At 35.5% G+C, this 15,650-nt stretch carries 13 protein-coding genes; 8 read left to right on the forward strand and 5 right to left on the reverse strand.

The genetic code is table 11. The features are described 5' to 3' along the window. Positions 1–9: 9 nt before the first annotated feature. Complete coding sequence (locus ACPF63_RS05345) at positions 10–303, reverse strand: hypothetical protein (protein WP_047388112.1); 294 nt, start codon at positions 301–303, stop codon at positions 10–12. A 138-nt stretch (positions 304–441) separates the two neighbouring features. Here ACPF63_RS05345 and ACPF63_RS05350 point away from each other — a divergent pair, with 138 nt between their 5' ends. Together ACPF63_RS05350 and ACPF63_RS05355 are read left to right on the forward strand one after the other, a co-directional pair. Next, positions 442–2,874 (forward strand): alpha-ketoacid dehydrogenase subunit alpha/beta, encoded by a 2,433-nt coding sequence (locus tag ACPF63_RS05350; protein ID WP_426482272.1) that lies wholly within the window; start codon positions 442–444, stop codon positions 2,872–2,874. 84 nt (positions 2,875–2,958) lie between these two features. Then, a complete protein-coding gene (locus ACPF63_RS05355; protein ID WP_426482273.1) occupies positions 2,959–3,303 on the forward strand; it encodes a hypothetical protein in 345 nt (114 codons plus the stop codon). 32 nt (positions 3,304–3,335) lie between these two features. Here ACPF63_RS05355 and ACPF63_RS05360 read toward each other — a convergent pair whose 3' ends face one another. Next, a complete protein-coding gene (locus ACPF63_RS05360) occupies positions 3,336–3,752 on the reverse strand; it encodes a carboxymuconolactone decarboxylase family protein (protein ID WP_426482274.1) in 417 nt (138 codons plus the stop codon). Positions 3,753–3,861: 109 nt separating this feature from the next. Between ACPF63_RS05360 and ACPF63_RS05365 the strand changes: the two genes are divergently transcribed. Next, positions 3,862–4,149, forward strand: coding sequence for a hypothetical protein (locus ACPF63_RS05365; RefSeq protein WP_426482275.1), 288 nt, complete (start codon positions 3,862–3,864; stop codon positions 4,147–4,149). 38 nt (positions 4,150–4,187) lie between these two features. Here the strand turns inward: ACPF63_RS05365 and ACPF63_RS05370 are convergent, their stop codons facing one another. Beyond that, positions 4,188–4,580, reverse strand: a complete 393-nt coding sequence (locus ACPF63_RS05370) for a winged helix-turn-helix transcriptional regulator (protein WP_426482276.1) — start codon at positions 4,578–4,580, stop codon at positions 4,188–4,190. A 165-nt stretch (positions 4,581–4,745) separates the two neighbouring features. Here ACPF63_RS05370 and ACPF63_RS05375 point away from each other — a divergent pair, with 165 nt between their 5' ends. Then, entirely contained in the window at positions 4,746–5,807 is a 1,062-nt protein-coding gene (locus tag ACPF63_RS05375) for an NADH:flavin oxidoreductase (protein ID WP_426482277.1), read from the forward strand. 217 nt (positions 5,808–6,024) lie between these two features. On the opposite strand, the gene ACPF63_RS05380 is transcribed toward ACPF63_RS05375, so the two are convergent. Both ACPF63_RS05380 and ACPF63_RS05385 read right to left on the reverse strand, forming a co-directional pair. After that, on the reverse strand, positions 6,025–6,189 hold the full coding sequence (locus tag ACPF63_RS05380; protein ID WP_157885757.1) for a bacteriocin-like protein: 165 nt from the start codon (positions 6,187–6,189) through the stop codon (positions 6,025–6,027). 194 nt (positions 6,190–6,383) lie between these two features. Then, positions 6,384–7,586, reverse strand: a complete 1,203-nt coding sequence (locus tag ACPF63_RS05385) for an aminopeptidase C (protein WP_077418604.1) — start codon at positions 7,584–7,586, stop codon at positions 6,384–6,386. A 198-nt stretch (positions 7,587–7,784) separates the two neighbouring features. Between ACPF63_RS05385 and ACPF63_RS05390 the strand changes: the two genes are divergently transcribed. From ACPF63_RS05390 to ACPF63_RS05405, 4 genes are all read left to right on the forward strand, one after another. After that, on the forward strand, positions 7,785–8,303 hold the full coding sequence (locus ACPF63_RS05390) for an RNA polymerase sigma factor (RefSeq protein ID WP_426482278.1): 519 nt from the start codon (positions 7,785–7,787) through the stop codon (positions 8,301–8,303). A 12-nt stretch (positions 8,304–8,315) separates the two neighbouring features. Beyond that, entirely contained in the window at positions 8,316–10,781 is a 2,466-nt protein-coding gene (locus tag ACPF63_RS05395) for a YfbK domain-containing protein (protein WP_426482279.1), read from the forward strand. A gap of 121 nt (positions 10,782–10,902) precedes the next feature. After that, positions 10,903–12,816 (forward strand): vWA domain-containing protein, encoded by a 1,914-nt coding sequence (locus ACPF63_RS05400; RefSeq protein ID WP_426482280.1) that lies wholly within the window; start codon positions 10,903–10,905, stop codon positions 12,814–12,816. A 62-nt stretch (positions 12,817–12,878) separates the two neighbouring features. Next, positions 12,879–15,647, forward strand: coding sequence for a hypothetical protein (locus ACPF63_RS05405; protein ID WP_426482281.1), 2,769 nt, complete (start codon positions 12,879–12,881; stop codon positions 15,645–15,647). Positions 15,648–15,650: the final 3 nt, after the last annotated feature.

A 15,650-nucleotide genomic window follows, 5' to 3' on the forward strand; every position in this document is an offset into this window, starting at 1 on the left:
TTTTTTGAATTAGATTATTTTTAGGCTTACAATAATAACAGCTAGAACTATACAAAATAAAGCGATTAAAAATAAATAATCCGCAATACTCTCAAAGGTGTATTCCCGTTTTTCAGTTTTCGTTCTGATAGCCAGAAATGAGAAGAAGCAGCTGCATGCAAAAAAAATGCTGGCAAGACCTGCAAATTCGTCCAAATATGTATTCTGACTGATTTTAGCGATTTTTAGAGATGTCATGATAATCAATGAAAATCCTAAAAGATTGCTTGACGCATTCAAAATGTGAGGTGATTTTTTTTCCATCTTTTACAATTTTTTTCAAAATAAAGCACAATTTTTTTTATTATCAAATTTTTAAAAAAGATTATTAAAAATTAAAATTAATTTAAAAATTGTATATTAGCAAAATACTTGAAGACTAAAAAACTTTTTTACTTAGCTATGCAAACAACCTATATTGAAACACAGCAAATATCCTTTCAAGATTTTAAAAATCAGATACTTGAAGATTACAGGTTAGGAAGGATCTCTCGTGAAATGTCTTATCTCGGAAGGAGAGAAGTACTCACTGGAAAAGCTAAATTCGGAATTTTTGGGGATGGAAAAGAACTTCCTCAGCTTGCAATGGCGAAAGTTTTCAGAAATGGAGACTTCCGTTCAGGATATTACAGGGATCAGACTTTTGCATTGGCAATAGATGCCTTAACGGTAGAAAGTTTCTTTGCACAGATGTATGCAGATACAAGCGTGGAAAGAGAGCCTGCTTCAGCTGGAAGACAAATGAACGGGCATTTTGCAACAAGAAGTTTAAATGAAGACGGAAGCTGGAAAGATTTGACGGCTCAGAAAAATATCTCTTCGGATATTTCTCCTACAGCAGGACAAATGCCAAGATTATTAGGATTGGCTCAGGCTTCTACAATTTATAAAAGTGTAAAATTTGAAGGTTCAGAAAAATTCTCAAGAGAAGGGAACGAAATAGCTTTTGGAACAATTGGAGATGCTTCTACAGCAGAAGGTCATTTCTGGGAAACTCTGAATGCGGCATGTGCACTTCAGGTTCCTATGATTGTTTCTATCTGGGATGATGGATACGGAATTTCAGTTCCTACTAAAAATCAAAGAGCAAAAGCTGACATCAGTGAGATGCTAAGCGGTTTCCAGAGAAAAGAAGGAGATAATCAGGGATGTGAAATCATTCAGGTGAAAGCTTGGGATTATCCTGCATTATTGGATGCATATGCTAAGGCAGAACATTTTGCAAGAACAGAAAGTGTACCGGTAGTGGTTCATGTAATTGATGTTACTCAGCCTCAGGGGCACTCTACATCCGGTTCTCACGAAAGATATAAAAATGAAGAACGTCTGGCTTGGGAAGCTGAGTTTGACGGATTGGCAAAATTTAAAGAATGGATTCTGAACTATTCTATTGAAATTGATGGAAATGAAGAGGTGATTGCTACTACTGAGGAGCTTGAAGCCATTGATGAAGAAGCAAAAAAGATAGCAAAAGCAGGACAGAAAACGGCTTGGGAAAACTATCAGAAAGCAGTATCAGAACTTATTCATTCTATTTTACCTTTAGTAGAAAGCCTTAAAGGGCAGAATGCTGAAGTTGAAACATATATTTCTCAATTCAATAAACTTGTTTCAAAAGCTAAAAAGGATATTTTCCATTTAGTAAGAAAAGCTTTACTGGCAACAAGAGGAACGAACTCTGCAGAAAGAAATCAATTGATGCAGAAATACAATGAAGTGGCTGCTGTTGAAAAAGACAACTATTCATCTCACTTATACTCTCAGTCGGAGTGGAAGTCTGAAAACATTCAGGAGATTAAGCCGGTATATTCCGACAGTTCTGAAGATGTTGATGGAAGAGTAGTAATCAGAAATAACTTTGACAAAATTTTTGAAAAATATCCTGAAACTTTAATTTTTGGTGAAGATACCGGAAACATTGGTGACGTAAACCAGGGATTGGAAGGAATGCAGGAAAAATACGGTGCTTTACGTATCGCTGATACAGGAATCCGTGAAGCAACCATTCTTGGACAGGGAATTGGTATGGCAATGAGAGGTTTGAGACCAATCGCTGAAATCCAGTACCTGGACTATGTTCTTTACTGTTTACAGGGAATGAGTGATGATCTGGCAACCGTACACTATAGAACGAAAGGAGGGCAGAAAGCTCCATTGATCATCAGAACAAGAGGTCACAGATTAGAAGGAATCTGGCATTCAGGTTCTCCAATGGCAGGTATTCTTAACCTTTCAAAAGGAATTCTGGTATTGGTACCTAGAAACCTTACTAAAGCTGCCGGATTCTACAACACTATGCTTCAGGCTGACGAACCTGCGATCATCGTAGAATGTCTGAACGGATACAGATTGAAAGAGAAACAACCTGATAACTTAGGAGAATTCACCGTTCCTGTAGGTAAAATTGAAGTAACAAAAGAAGGAAAAGACGTTACTTTGGTCACTTACGGTTCTACGTGGAGAATTGTAACAGAAGCAGCTAACGAATTGGAAAAATTAGGGATTTCGGCAGAAGTAATTGATATTCAGTCATTGATTCCTTTCGATTTATCTCACGAAATAGCTGAAAGTGTTAAGAAAACCAACAGATTAGTAGTGATTGACGAAGATGTGGAAGGAGGAACTACAGGATTCATCTTACAGCAGATCCTTGAAAAGCAGAAAGCTTTCAGATACCTGGATTCTGATCCGTTGACGATTGCAGCAAACGATCACAGACCTGCGTATGCAAGTGATGGTGACTATTTCAGTAAGCCGTCTACAGACGATATGGTAGAAAAAATCTACGCTATGTTTAATGAAACAAATCCTCAGAAATATCCTGCGATATTTTAATTGGGATTTTAAATAAATTTTGAAACCGCTTCCTTTGGGGAGCGGTTTTAATTTATATTTGCTTGAATCATTTAAAGATAAATCATGAAAATTAGACTCTTATATTTGATATTAATAATTATATGTTGTAAAAAAGAAGATAAAAAAGAGGTTTTGCTGGCAGGCAGAGAAGCTCCTTTAGGCTGGATTTATTTGAAAATGTATGATGATAAAAGCTTTGAATTTATTTCTCAGGGAATGATACGGGATAAAGATGTGTATAACGGAAACTATCAACTAAAAAATGATACTCTTTATTTTAAATACAAAGATTCAATTCCTACAGCAGGTTCAAAAGCTGTTATAGAGAAAGGATTTGTGAATTATATTAATGGTAGTTATCATGAAAGCGTTCAGATAAAACTTAATAAATTACCAACTGACAAATAAACGGTGTAATATATTGCTAACCTGTTGGCTTTTTAATCCCATTCCGCCAGAGTAATTCTCAGTTTATTTAGTGTATTCATTAAAGTAATACTTGCGGTTAATTCTATAATTTCACGCTCTGTAAATTGCTCTATCAGTTTTGTTTTGGTGTCATGCCAGTTATCTTTGCTGTAAATAACGGCTTCAGCCCATTCTAAAACAAGCTTTTGTTGGGCGTCGAAGGCATTGGTATGTTTCCAGCCTGGAAGTCTGTTAATGACATCCTGTTCAAAGCCAAAATCAGAGAGTTCTTTTGCATGATAACTGCAGCAATAAGCACAGCCGTTAATTTGAGAAACCCGAAGTTCAACGAGTGCAATTAGTTTTTCATCAATCCCGGATTTTCTAATGCTGTTGTGGGTCTTATACAGATTTCCAATAGTTTCTTTTGCAATTTCTTTGTAATTCATAATGAAAATTTTTATGCAAATTTGCATCAGAAACAGTTCAGAACCTATATACTTACTTTTTGGTTATACACTTACCTTTTTGAAAGTACTCAATTATGTTAAATAAAAAATGAAAGAAATAACCTCATTTTTGAAGTCCCAAAAATGGACACTCATTATTTCAATGCTATATGTAGGAACCGGAACATTGGCAGTATGTTCAGCCTACGGCAGTGATCCATTATATGGTGAATGGACTTTATATGCTTTATTAATAACATTTCCTGTATCAATTTTGAGTTTTGGCTTCAGATATGCTGATCCAAGTGTATGGCCTGTTTTTTTTATTCAATTTATTATGTTTTTAATTACATTTTTTATTTTATCCTTATTTATAAAAAGTAAGCCGGATAATTAATAAATGGTTTTCAGAATTGTTTTAAAAAGCAAAAGTTATCAAGCATTGACAGCCTTTTTATTTTTTACTTCTTCATTCAAAAAAGCACAGTCTTTATTTTCATGCTGTCCTTTCACCTGATATTTTGCTTCCCATTCCTCCAGTAAATATAAGATCGGTAACAATGCCAGTCCTTTTTCTGTAAGAGAATATTCCACTCTTGGAGGGAGTTCCTTAAACTCTTCACGGATCACCAGTCCATCGGCTTCCATTTCCCTCAGTTGATCCGTTAATACCTTTCTGGAAATGACATTAATGCGTACTGCCAGTTCTCCAAAACGTAGCTTCCTGTCTTTAATAACAAGAACTATAATAGGTTTCCATTTGCTTCCTAAAGCGGCCATTGCCTTACCCAGAGGGCAGCTGTATTGCATTAATTCATTCTTTTTCATAAGAAAATCTTTATTTAAATACCATATGGAACCAAAATTTCATACGTTACTTTGATGTTACTAATGTAAGTTACTGCGAAGTTACCACTATTTTTTTTATAAAAGATACAAAAACGAACTATTATTAGTTACTTTGTGTAACAATTATAAAATATAAATTTAAATATGAGCACATCATCATTATTTAAACCGTTTCAATACAAAAATTTACAGCTTAAAAATAGAATAGTAATGGCTCCTATGACCAGAGCACAGTCTGACAATGGAGTTCCAACTCAGAATATTGCAGACTATTATGGGAGAAGGGCCGCTTCAGAAGTAGGATTAATTCTTTCCGAAGGGACTGTGATCAACAGACCGGGATCAAAAAATATGCAGAACATTCCTGATTTTTACGGAAATGAAGCTTTGAACGGCTGGAAAAATGTAATAGATACCGTACATCAGAATGGAGGTAAAATGGGCCCTCAGATCTGGCATGTAGGAGATACAAGAATGTCTGAGGATTATCCTTTGGTTTCAATGGAAAAGGCTTCAACAATGACCATTGAAGATATTCAGGATACCATTGCACAGTTTGCAGCATCTGCAAAATCAGCAAAAGACCTTGGTTTCGACTGTATTGAAATTCATGGAGCTCACGGTTATCTGATCGACCAATTTTTCTGGGAGGTGACCAACACAAGAACAGATGAATATGGCGGTAAAACATTAAAGGAAAGAAGCAGATTTGCTGTGGAGGTTGTAAAGGCTATCAGAGCAGTAGTAGGAGATGATTTTACCATTATTATCCGTCTTTCACAATGGAAGCAGCAGGATTATAAAACCAGACTGGCATTCACTCCAAATGAAATGGAAGAGTGGTTGTTACCTTTAAAAGAAGCTGGTGTAGATATTTTCCACTGTTCACAGCGTCGTTTCTGGGAACCTGAATTTGAAGGTTCTGATTTAAACTTTGCGGGATGGGCTAAAAAAATTACAGGACAGCCAACTATTACAGTAGGTTCTGTAGGTTTGAACGGAGATTTTCTTAATGCTTTTGCAGGACAGGGAACAGAAAAGACAGATCTTACGGAGCTGATCAGAAGACTTGATAATGAAGAATTCGATCTTGTTGCGGTAGGAAGAGCCATTTTGCAGGATCATCAATGGGTACAGAAGATCAAAGATGGAAACACTGAAGCTCTTCTGGATTTTTCAGCAGAAAGTATGGGCGTTTTATTTTAATATCAATAACGAATAGTGAATTTACTTCGCTGTCAATTTTTTACAGCATAATTTATTGACCTGCAAAGTTAATTTGACCATTCAACCTGATATTAAATCAGCATAATTCACTTTATATTTAATTTTCACCTATTTATTAAAGAACCCGATTTCAGAATTTCTGAAATCGGGTTCTTATTTGTTTTATAAACAACTTCTAAAGGCTTTGAAGGTTATTTTATAAGAATCTGCATCCTGTTGCAGCTGGTTCGCATGACCAGTAGGCAGGAACTCCATTTTCAGCTTTGTGGCGGCAGGCAACAGTATCTCCTTCACACTGTGGTGCATTTCCTCCGATGATGTTTTTTAATGTCGATTTTGTTAATTTCTTTAGATTTTTCATGTTAATTAATTTGTTGATTCATACAAATATAATATTTTTTGTAAATCAAACAATATTTTGCACTAAAATGGGAAATATATTTTTTCAAAGGTTATATTTTAAAACAAACCCGCTTCCGGAATTTCCGAAAGCGGGTTTTAACAGATTTAAATATCTAAAACTGCCTTTAAACCGGCAGAAATGATTTCTTTATCTTATAAACCAATATTCTTAGTTGGTTTCAATTGTTTTAAGATGCTTTTCGGGATTGCATTTTTGTGAACAAGGATCGCTGTTGATTTGTATTCAACATAAGGTCTTGTTACATAAAGATATCCGGCGAAATCATTGGTTACTCCCCATGAATTTTTCACCATATAATATTCTTTACCCGTTTGATCTTTTGCCAAACCTACGATATGCATACCATGATCATCCGTTGTAGAAAGGTTATTAAGTGCTTTCTGACGCATATCTTCAGTGATTGTTTTATCTTTTTTAGGCTCTGTAAATAAAGTTTGCTTATTCTCTGCAGTGATCTGATCAAGCTCCATATCCGGAACATAAGCTACACCATTTTTGTAAGAGAAATAAGGCTCAGAAACGTCAGTTGCCCAGCCTACAGAATATCCTTTCGTTACTGCATTGTCGATGATCGCTGTAAGATCTTTCATTGGAACATTCCAGTCAGAATCGTGGCTCCAGTTATCAGGAATCGGAACTACAAATTTCTCATAATATGCATAATCTTTATAAGAAGATAATTCTACATAATCTTCAGCATTGATTCCCACTACTTCCTTTGCAAATGTTTTCGGAGTGTAATTCTTCCCTTCATATGTGAAGTTAGCAGGTACTTTTCCTAAATATTCATCAAGAATAGCATCTACAGAATCCATCCAGTTATCTGTAAGTTTTCCTTTTGAAGAAGCTTGAACAAGGCTGTCAAGAACAGGCTTCAGTTTCCCCTGCATTTCCTTGAAGTTATTCGTAGTTTGTCCGGCTTTTAATCCTGTGTACACATCCTGAGGAACTGCACCATACTTCTTGTACATATTGATTACGTCATGAAGTTCTCCTCCGTCACCCCAGCTGATTGCACCATTATTTAAAACATATAATTTCGCTTTATCATGATAAGAGTTTCTCGCTGTAAAAATCTCAGCAAGATCTACAGGTTTTTTACCCATTCTCTGCATTTCAGATTCAAGGAAAGAATTACCTGAATAGCTCCAGCAAGTTCCTGATGAACCCTGGTTTTTTACAGAAGTTGCACCAACGTCTTTTAACGTTGTGAACTGAAAATTAGCATTTTGTGATTGGTTGTTTTTTAACTTGTTGATTAAGTCATCTTGGGCAAACATCATACTTCCTGCAGACAAAACAAAAAGTAATGATGCAATTTTGGCATTTTTCATTACTATAAAAAGATTATTTATATTAAGAGTCGTTGATAATAAAGATTTGTTACAGATGGAAAAGTTAAATTTGAAATGATAAAAAAATATCAAATGGCTTATTTTAAAATTTGTTTTTTCGATATTTTAATAAAAAAGTTGACCATGTTTCCAACCCCAGCAAAAGTTTCTGCATCTATAATAATATAACTCCTGACTATGGAACAAGAATTATTATTGGAATGCCAGCGTAACGACCGCAATGCACAGCGGAAGGTTTACGAGAAAATGGCGGGTAGGCTTTACGCAGTCTGCAGACGCTATTTGAAAAACGATGAAGATATAGAAGAAGTATTGGCAGATACGTTCTATAAAATCTTCACGAAAATTACCCAGCTTCAAAATGCTCAGACCTTTGAAGCATGGGCCAGAAAAATTGCGGTGAACGAATGCCTGCAGAAATTAAGATCTAGTAAGGGATTGTTGATTTTTCTTGAAGAAAATTTCATGGATCCTTCTGAAGGAACCACAGAGAACCTTTCCCTTGAAAAAGATATTCTGAGTTTACTGAATTTTCTTCCCGAAGGCTGCAGAGCGATCTTTAATCTTTTCGCTATTGAAGGATATCCTCATAAAGAAATAGCCGCAATGCTTTCCATCAGTGAAGGTACTTCAAAATCACAGCTCAATTTTGCAAGAAAAAAGCTGCAGGAACTTTTAGTGAATCAAAACATTTAAACTTTTACAACAATGGAAAATAATCATATAGATCAACAATTCAATGAAGCATCCAAGCTTTCAGAAGAGCCAACTGTTTTTCCTGGTTTTGAAAAAGTATGGGGGAAAATTGAAGAGAAATTAGATAAAAAAGAAGAAAAAAAGAGAACAATTCCTATTTGGCTGCCATATGGTATTGCCGCAAGTTTGATAATTGGTTTGGGAGCTTTTTACTTTATGAATAATAAAGAGACTGCAGAACCTGTAATCGCAGAGAATACAACTTTAAGAGGTCCGGTTACAAAGACAGATATTGCAAAAATAGATAGTACTATAAAGAATAATATTCAAAAAGAAAAGAAAATTATTAAACCTGCAGAAAATCTGGCTGTCAATCCGGAACCTATTAAATACTCTGTGAAAGTTCCGCCACTTCCGCCTTTGCCACTTCCAGTACCTTCAGATCATATCTATCAACCGGTAATCTCTGAGTACCGTATGGAAAGAGAACAAAATGTATATGCTGATAGAAATACAAATTATATTCCTACCGGCCAGCGAAAAGATACCAATCAGACTAAAAGTATTGAAGAGGTTGTAGTAATGGGATATTCAAAGGCGGTTAAAAGAAATTATGCAACAACATCCAGTACAATAACAAGTAGTTCTGTCAGTAATCTACCACAGTCCACCACTTATTCATCATTACAGGGAAGTGCTCAGGGCGTGCAGATAACCACTTCATCGGGTAATAAAAATGTAGTTAACAGCATTAATCAAGGATTTCTTAGTAACAATAACCCGATCCTGATCAGAGGAGCAGCTTCTGTTTCACCAGAAAATAACCCTTTATACGTAGTTAACGGAATATTGACAAAAGCTGATGACTTCAGAAATTTAGATCCTAACAAAATTGACAGTATGCAGGTTCTGAAGGGCAGTTCTGCTACAGCAATTTATGGAAGTAAGGGGGTAAATGGAGTAATTGTGGTAATAACCAAAGACCTTTCAAGAAGGGAAAGAAAAAAGTTGAAGAAACTTCAGGAAGAAATTAATAAACAACAACAGATTTCACCAGTTACTCAAAATAATGAGAGCTATGATGCCTTTGTTGAAAATCCTTTTGAGCTCACCCGCAGTCAGCCTTTATCTACGTTTTCTATTGATGTTGATAATGCCTCTTATTCGAACGTAAGAAGGATGATCAATAACGGACAGGGAGTTGATGGAAATGCAGTAAGAATAGAAGAAATGGTTAATTATTTTAAATATGACTATCCACAGCCTAAAAATGGAGAGCCTTTCTCAATAAATACCGAATACAATGATTCGCCATGGAATCCAAAGCATAAATTACTTAAAATAGGGCTTCAGGGAAAAAATATCCCAATGGATCATCTGCCAGCATCAAACCTTGTTTTTCTTATTGATGTTTCAGGTTCAATGGATGAGGATAACAAATTGCCCCTGTTGAAGTCTTCCTTTAAAGTTCTGCTGAATCAGCTCAGACCCAAAGATAAAGTGGGAATTGTAGTATATGCAGGAAGTGCAGGGATGGTTCTGCCCCCAACGTTAGCAGGGGAAAAAGATAAGATTATAGAAGCTTTGGATCATCTTCAGGCAGGAGGAAGTACCGCAGGAGGAGCAGGAATTGAACTGGCCTATAAACTGGCACAGGAAAACTTTGTGAAGGACGGTAACAATCGTGTTATTATTGCAACAGACGGGGATTTCAACGTAGGAATGTCTTCAACTTCAGACCTTAAAACGTTGATTGAAGATAAAAGAAAATCAGGAGTCTTTTTAACATGTTTAGGTTTTGGAATGGGTAATTATAAAGACAATACTCTGGAAACTCTTGCAGATAAAGGAAATGGTAATTACGCCTATATTGATAATATGCAGGAGGCGAATAAGTTTCTGGGAAAAGAATTTGCAGGAAGTATGTACGCCATAGCCAAAGATGTAAAGATCCAGATTGAATTTAATCCTGAATACGTAAAATCATACCGCCTGATTGGTTATGAAAACAGAAAATTGAAAAATGAAGACTTTGTAAATGATAAAATAGATGCCGGAGAATTGGGAAGCGGACATACTGTTACGGCTTTGTATGAAGTGATTCCGACAGATGTAAAATCAGACTTTACTCCTAAAGACAGTGATCTGAAATATACTCATAATACCTCATCGAAAAAATTTGGAGATGAACTGGCTACAATAAAATTCCGTTATAAAAAGCCTGATGGAAATACCAGCCGTGAAATCAGCCTGATTGTTAAAAACGATGATAACAGAATATCTTCTGCCAGTCCGGATTTTAAATTTGCTTCTTCAGTAGCATGGTTCGGACTGGTACTAAGAAATTCTGAACTGATTACCAAAAAAGATCTTTCAGAGATTGAAAATCTGGCCCAGCAAGGCAAAAATAAAGATGAAGAAGGCTATCGTTCAGAGTTTATAAGATTAATAGAGAGTTATAAAACAGTTCAAAAGTGATTTTTAAAGAAAGAAATTTCCCCGGAGATTTCTTTCTTTAATTTAGGAAAATCGGTTTTATCAAATATTTATTAACAGGTTTGAATTTATTTTAATAATTTCCTGCCGAAATTTGAACAAGATGAGAAAAATTGTAATAACCATGCTAGGGCTTGTTGCATTGACAAGCTGTAAAACTCAAAAAAATACTGAAAGCAACAACGAACCAAAGACTTACAGTATCAGAAAAGATAAAGATCAGGATGGAATTCCTAATAAATTGGATAAATGTCCTGATATCGCTGGTCCTGTAGAAAATGAAGGCTGTCCGTGGGTAGAATCGGATGGAGATGGGGTAATTGATAAAGATGACGCATGTCCTACTGTAGCTGGACCTCCTGAAAATAATGGCTGCCCATGGCCGGATACCGATGGAGATGGTATTCTGGATAAAGATGATGCCTGTCCCACAGTTCCGGGAATGCCTGAGTATAATGGCTGTCCAAAACCAAAATCAGTTACTGCAATGGAAGTAAGTTCCAGCTTAGAGAGATCTTATGAATCAGGAAGAGTTTACGACAATCAGGTAGGAGGCAAAAAAGAGGTTCAAAAGCCGGCAAAAACGGATAAGAATATTGATTATAATAATGAAGAATATACTGCATTGGCTGAGAATGCCTTTGAATTAACCCGCAATCAGCCTGTTTCCACGTTCTCTATTGATGTGGATAATGCTTCCTATTCCAATGTACGAAGAATGATCAATTATGGAGGGAAAGTTGATAAAAATTCAGTGAGGGTAGAGGAAATGATCAATTATTTTAAATATGATTATCCACAGCCTGTAAATGGTGATCCTTTTTCTATTAATACAGAATACAATCAGTCTCCATGGAATCCAAAACATAAACTGCTTAAAATAGGACTTCAGGGAAAAAATATTCCTATGGATCGTCTGCCTGCTTCCAATATTGTTTTTCTTATAGATGTTTCAGGTTCAATGAATCAGGAAAATAAACTGCCATTGCTGAAGTCTTCTCTTAAAATTTTGCTGAACCAGCTCAGACCTAAAGATAAAGTAGGAATTGTAGTGTACGCAGGGCAAGCAGGAATGGTGTTGCCACCTACATCAGCAGGAGAGAAAGAGAAAATTATCAAAGCGCTGGACAACCTTCAGGCAGGTGGAAGTACAGCAGGGGGAGCAGGAATCGAACTTGCTTATAAACTGGCTAAGGAAAACTTTATTAAAGGAGGGAATAACAGAGTTGTTCTGGCAACAGATGGCGATTTTAATGTAGGAGCTTCTTCAAGTGCGGATATTGAAACCTTGATCACGGAAAAAAGGAAAACTGGGATCTTTCTTACCTGTCTTGGCTACGGAATGGGCAATTACAAAGACAATACCATGGAAACCCTTGCAGATAAAGGAAATGGAAATTATGCCTACATTGATAATATGCAGGAGGCCAATAAATTTCTGGGTAGAGAATTTGCGGGAAGTATGTATGCCATAGCCAAAGATGTAAAGATTCAGATTGAATTCAATCCTAAATTTGTAAAATCTTACCGTTTAATAGGATATGAAAACAGAAAGCTGAGAAATGAAGACTTTGTAAACGATAAAATTGATGCCGGAGAGTTGGGAAGCGGTCATACAGTTACAGCTTTATATGAGATCATTCCGGCAAATGTAGACTCAGAATTTATTCCCAAAAAGACAGCATTAAAATATTCTGCAACTTCAAATACTAAGAATTTTGGAGATGAACTGGCAACTGTAAAATTCCGTTATAAAAAGCCTGATGGAGACAAAAGCATGGAAATCAGTAAAGTAATTAAAAAAGAAGATACACCTGTAGGATCAATAAGTCCGGATTTTAAATTTGCTTCTTCAGTAGCATGGTTTGGATTGGTACTAAGAAATTCTGAACTGATTACCAAAAAAGATCTTTCAGAGATTGAAAATCTGGCCCAGCAAGGCAAAAATAAAGATGAAGAAGGCTATCGTTCAGAGTTTATAAGATTGATAGAAAGTTATAAAACAATTAAAAAATAATTTGTAAAAAAGAAATTTCCCCGGAAATTTCTTTTTTATATTTTTAAGCATACTAATAACTGATGAAAAAGAATTATCTGCTGTTACTGCCATTTACCATTACTGTATTACAGGCACAAAATTCACAATTATATTATTCCGGAAAATTTTTAACACCTAAAGATAAAACACAGAATTTTTTAAAGATTCATAATAAAAACAGTGGTATTTATGAACTGACCGATGAGGAAGGATTTGCAATTATTGCTGCCAAACCTTATGACACACTCGTTTGGAATCAAGGCAAGAATACGCATGTTATTTCTACCTATGAGCTCAGGGAATTAAAAGTCATTCTGGAAAGCCAGACAGGCAATAAAAATGTAGAAAATATTTACAGTAAAACATATGACAGTCTGGTTTCAAAGGAGATTAAAGATGATTTCAGTATTGAAAAAACAAAGACCCGTTTAAGTAGAAGATCACACTCTTATTTTGATCAGATAAGAAGATTAAAGCAAAGGAATGACAGTGTTTATATTGTAAAAAGACTCAATCGGAAAACATTACTTTTTAACGGAAGTTTTACCACATCATTAGATATTAAAAACAGGAATGCTATTCCGGGAACTCAAAGCAAATATGTACAGGGAAGATCAGAAAACGGAAGTCTTGTCTGGAAAGGACCTGAAACCAATGAGATGCTCAGTTTCGGACCCGATATTTCTACATTAGGATTTAATGGATTACCTTATGAATATGATCAGAATGGAAAATTAATCCCCTGGGTTGATGGTCTTCAGCGCGCGCAGAAATATGACAACAACATTTTTAAAACAACAGTAGGATACAACAATCAGTTGAACGTAAATGCTTTTATAAAAGAAGGTTACAATGAAAAAATCCGTTTGTCATTGAACCTTGGCCAGCAGAAAAACCAAATGTATTTTATCGATCAGTTTGATATTGCCAATTCCTTTAAAGCCAAGCTTAATACGGGACTAAGTGGATATTCCATTAATCTTGCTTTTAATTACGAAGAAGATAAAGCCACTAATACCAATAGGATAGGGCTGTTCAACAAAGCTTATCAGAATTCATTGTTAACACCCGTTTCTTTTTCAAATGAACAACATACTTTCCTAAACAATGGTTTTCAGAGAAGTTACAGCAAATATGCTGACAATCCCTCATTTCTTTTTGAGCAGGAAAGCAAATATAGTTATCAGAACCGCGAAAGATGGTTTAGCCTTAATATAATAAAAGACTGGGATCATCTTAAACTGAATATCAGCCAGTCCTATGAAAGTAACAACATCTGGAATTTTGATCAGTACAAACCTTCTGCTTATGGTTTTAGCAATGGAGTATTGAATGAAAGAACTCAAAACAGCAGTTCATACCATTCCAATATACTGGGTTCCTATACATTGGGAGATTATAATTTTAAAAATATTTTCAGCCTGAATTTTATTTTAAATGATAAAAAATCGGATGTTTATAACAGTTTTATCAATCAGAAATACCTCTATCAGAGAATTTCGCAGGATCATATTTTTAATTATAATATGGATATCCGGGATTATGATTTTGAAGCAGGTTTAAATCTTGGAAATTCATTTTACATCTCGAATACATCGCTTAAAAATAGCTATTGGCTTCCCAAAGCTAATTTCTATGTGAAATTCAATAACATTTTCGATTGGTATAATTACAGTTTTAAAATACTGGGAAGTTACACACAGCTAAGCTCAGAGCCGGAAATTACAAGATCATACGCTTCTTATGCCACCACTTTATTGAATGCACAAAACTACAATCAATATTTCCCGGTACAGGAAGTGGAAAGCTTCAGAGGTTTATCCAATATCAATACCAGAGAATGGAAAGTGGGAACTAGGTTTAACTTTGGTTATAATGTAAGTTTGGAAGGAGAATATTTCAACAGAAAGAATATAAATGATATATTTCCTGTTTTTGAAAATAATCAGCTGAAATTAAAGAACATAGCTGACCATACATACAGTGGATATGAATTCAGTTTTACCTATGACAGGCTTCGCCTTGGGTACGATATATTTACAACCCATAAAGTCTCATTTTTCAAATATAAAGATATTGTAGACCGTATCTCTCCCGGATATCAGAATCTGGCTGTTTCAGGATTTAAAGACATTTATAAAACCCTTACTGAAGGACAGGTTTTGGGAGCTGTCATGGGAAGCTATTTTGAAAGAAATGCTGACGGGCAATTGATTATTGATGAGTCTGGATTCCCCAAAAAAGCAGAAGGAATGAAAATTATCGCAGATCCTACACCAGATTTCGTGATGAAATTTACCCATAGTTTTGCCTATAAAAACTTTTCCTTAGATATCAATTGGGAATGGAAAAAAGGCGGACAGCTCTGGAATGGAACACAGGCAGTTCTTGACTATTATGGCCGTTCTTCTGAATCGGGAGAAGACAGAAATATCAAAAACTATGTTTTTCAGGGCGTGCAGGCCAATGGAACGGGAAACCAGATTCCTGTAGATTTCTATGATCCCAACCTGAATGTACAGGAAAACCGGTGGTCCAGATATGGTTACCTTGGCGTGGCAGAAAACTATATTCAAAAGGCAGATTATATAAGAATCAGCAATATTTCACTGTCTTCCAGTTTTCCAATCAACTATGGAAAACAGAATCTTAAACTTACTTTTTATGTGAATAATCTAATGCTTTGGCAGGCCAGTAAAGGTGCAGATCCCAATCAGAATTTTTATGATATGGATAACGGAAGAGGACTTGATTTTTTCAACCTTCCCTCTTTTAAAACATTTGGATGTATTGTTTCACTCAAATTTTAACCC

Origin of the sequence: Chryseobacterium sp. R2ACT005 (assembly GCF_049949215.1) — a bacterium.
Lineage (GTDB): Bacteria > Bacteroidota > Bacteroidia > Flavobacteriales > Weeksellaceae > Chryseobacterium.

Bases quoted from the DNA above. Each gene is read 5' to 3' on its own strand.
- ACPF63_RS05345 (WP_047388112.1), bottom strand. From the start codon at position 303: ATGGAAAAAAAATCACCTCACATTTTGAATGCGTCAAGCAATCTTTTA.
- ACPF63_RS05350 (WP_426482272.1), top strand. From the start codon at position 442: ATGCAAACAACCTATATTGAAACACAGCAAATATCCTTTCAAGATTTT.
- ACPF63_RS05355 (WP_426482273.1), top strand. From the start codon at position 2,959: ATGAAAATTAGACTCTTATATTTGATATTAATAATTATATGTTGTAAA.
- ACPF63_RS05360 (WP_426482274.1), bottom strand. From the start codon at position 3,752: ATGAATTACAAAGAAATTGCAAAAGAAACTATTGGAAATCTGTATAAG.
- ACPF63_RS05365 (WP_426482275.1), top strand. From the start codon at position 3,862: ATGAAAGAAATAACCTCATTTTTGAAGTCCCAAAAATGGACACTCATT.
- ACPF63_RS05370 (WP_426482276.1), bottom strand. From the start codon at position 4,580: ATGAAAAAGAATGAATTAATGCAATACAGCTGCCCTCTGGGTAAGGCA.
- ACPF63_RS05375 (WP_426482277.1), top strand. From the start codon at position 4,746: ATGAGCACATCATCATTATTTAAACCGTTTCAATACAAAAATTTACAG.
- ACPF63_RS05380 (WP_157885757.1), bottom strand. From the start codon at position 6,189: ATGAAAAATCTAAAGAAATTAACAAAATCGACATTAAAAAACATCATC.
- ACPF63_RS05385 (WP_077418604.1), bottom strand. From the start codon at position 7,586: ATGAAAAATGCCAAAATTGCATCATTACTTTTTGTTTTGTCTGCAGGA.
- ACPF63_RS05390 (WP_426482278.1), top strand. From the start codon at position 7,785: ATGGAACAAGAATTATTATTGGAATGCCAGCGTAACGACCGCAATGCA.
- ACPF63_RS05395 (WP_426482279.1), top strand. From the start codon at position 8,316: ATGGAAAATAATCATATAGATCAACAATTCAATGAAGCATCCAAGCTT.
- ACPF63_RS05400 (WP_426482280.1), top strand. From the start codon at position 10,903: ATGAGAAAAATTGTAATAACCATGCTAGGGCTTGTTGCATTGACAAGC.
- ACPF63_RS05405 (WP_426482281.1), top strand. From the start codon at position 12,879: ATGAAAAAGAATTATCTGCTGTTACTGCCATTTACCATTACTGTATTA.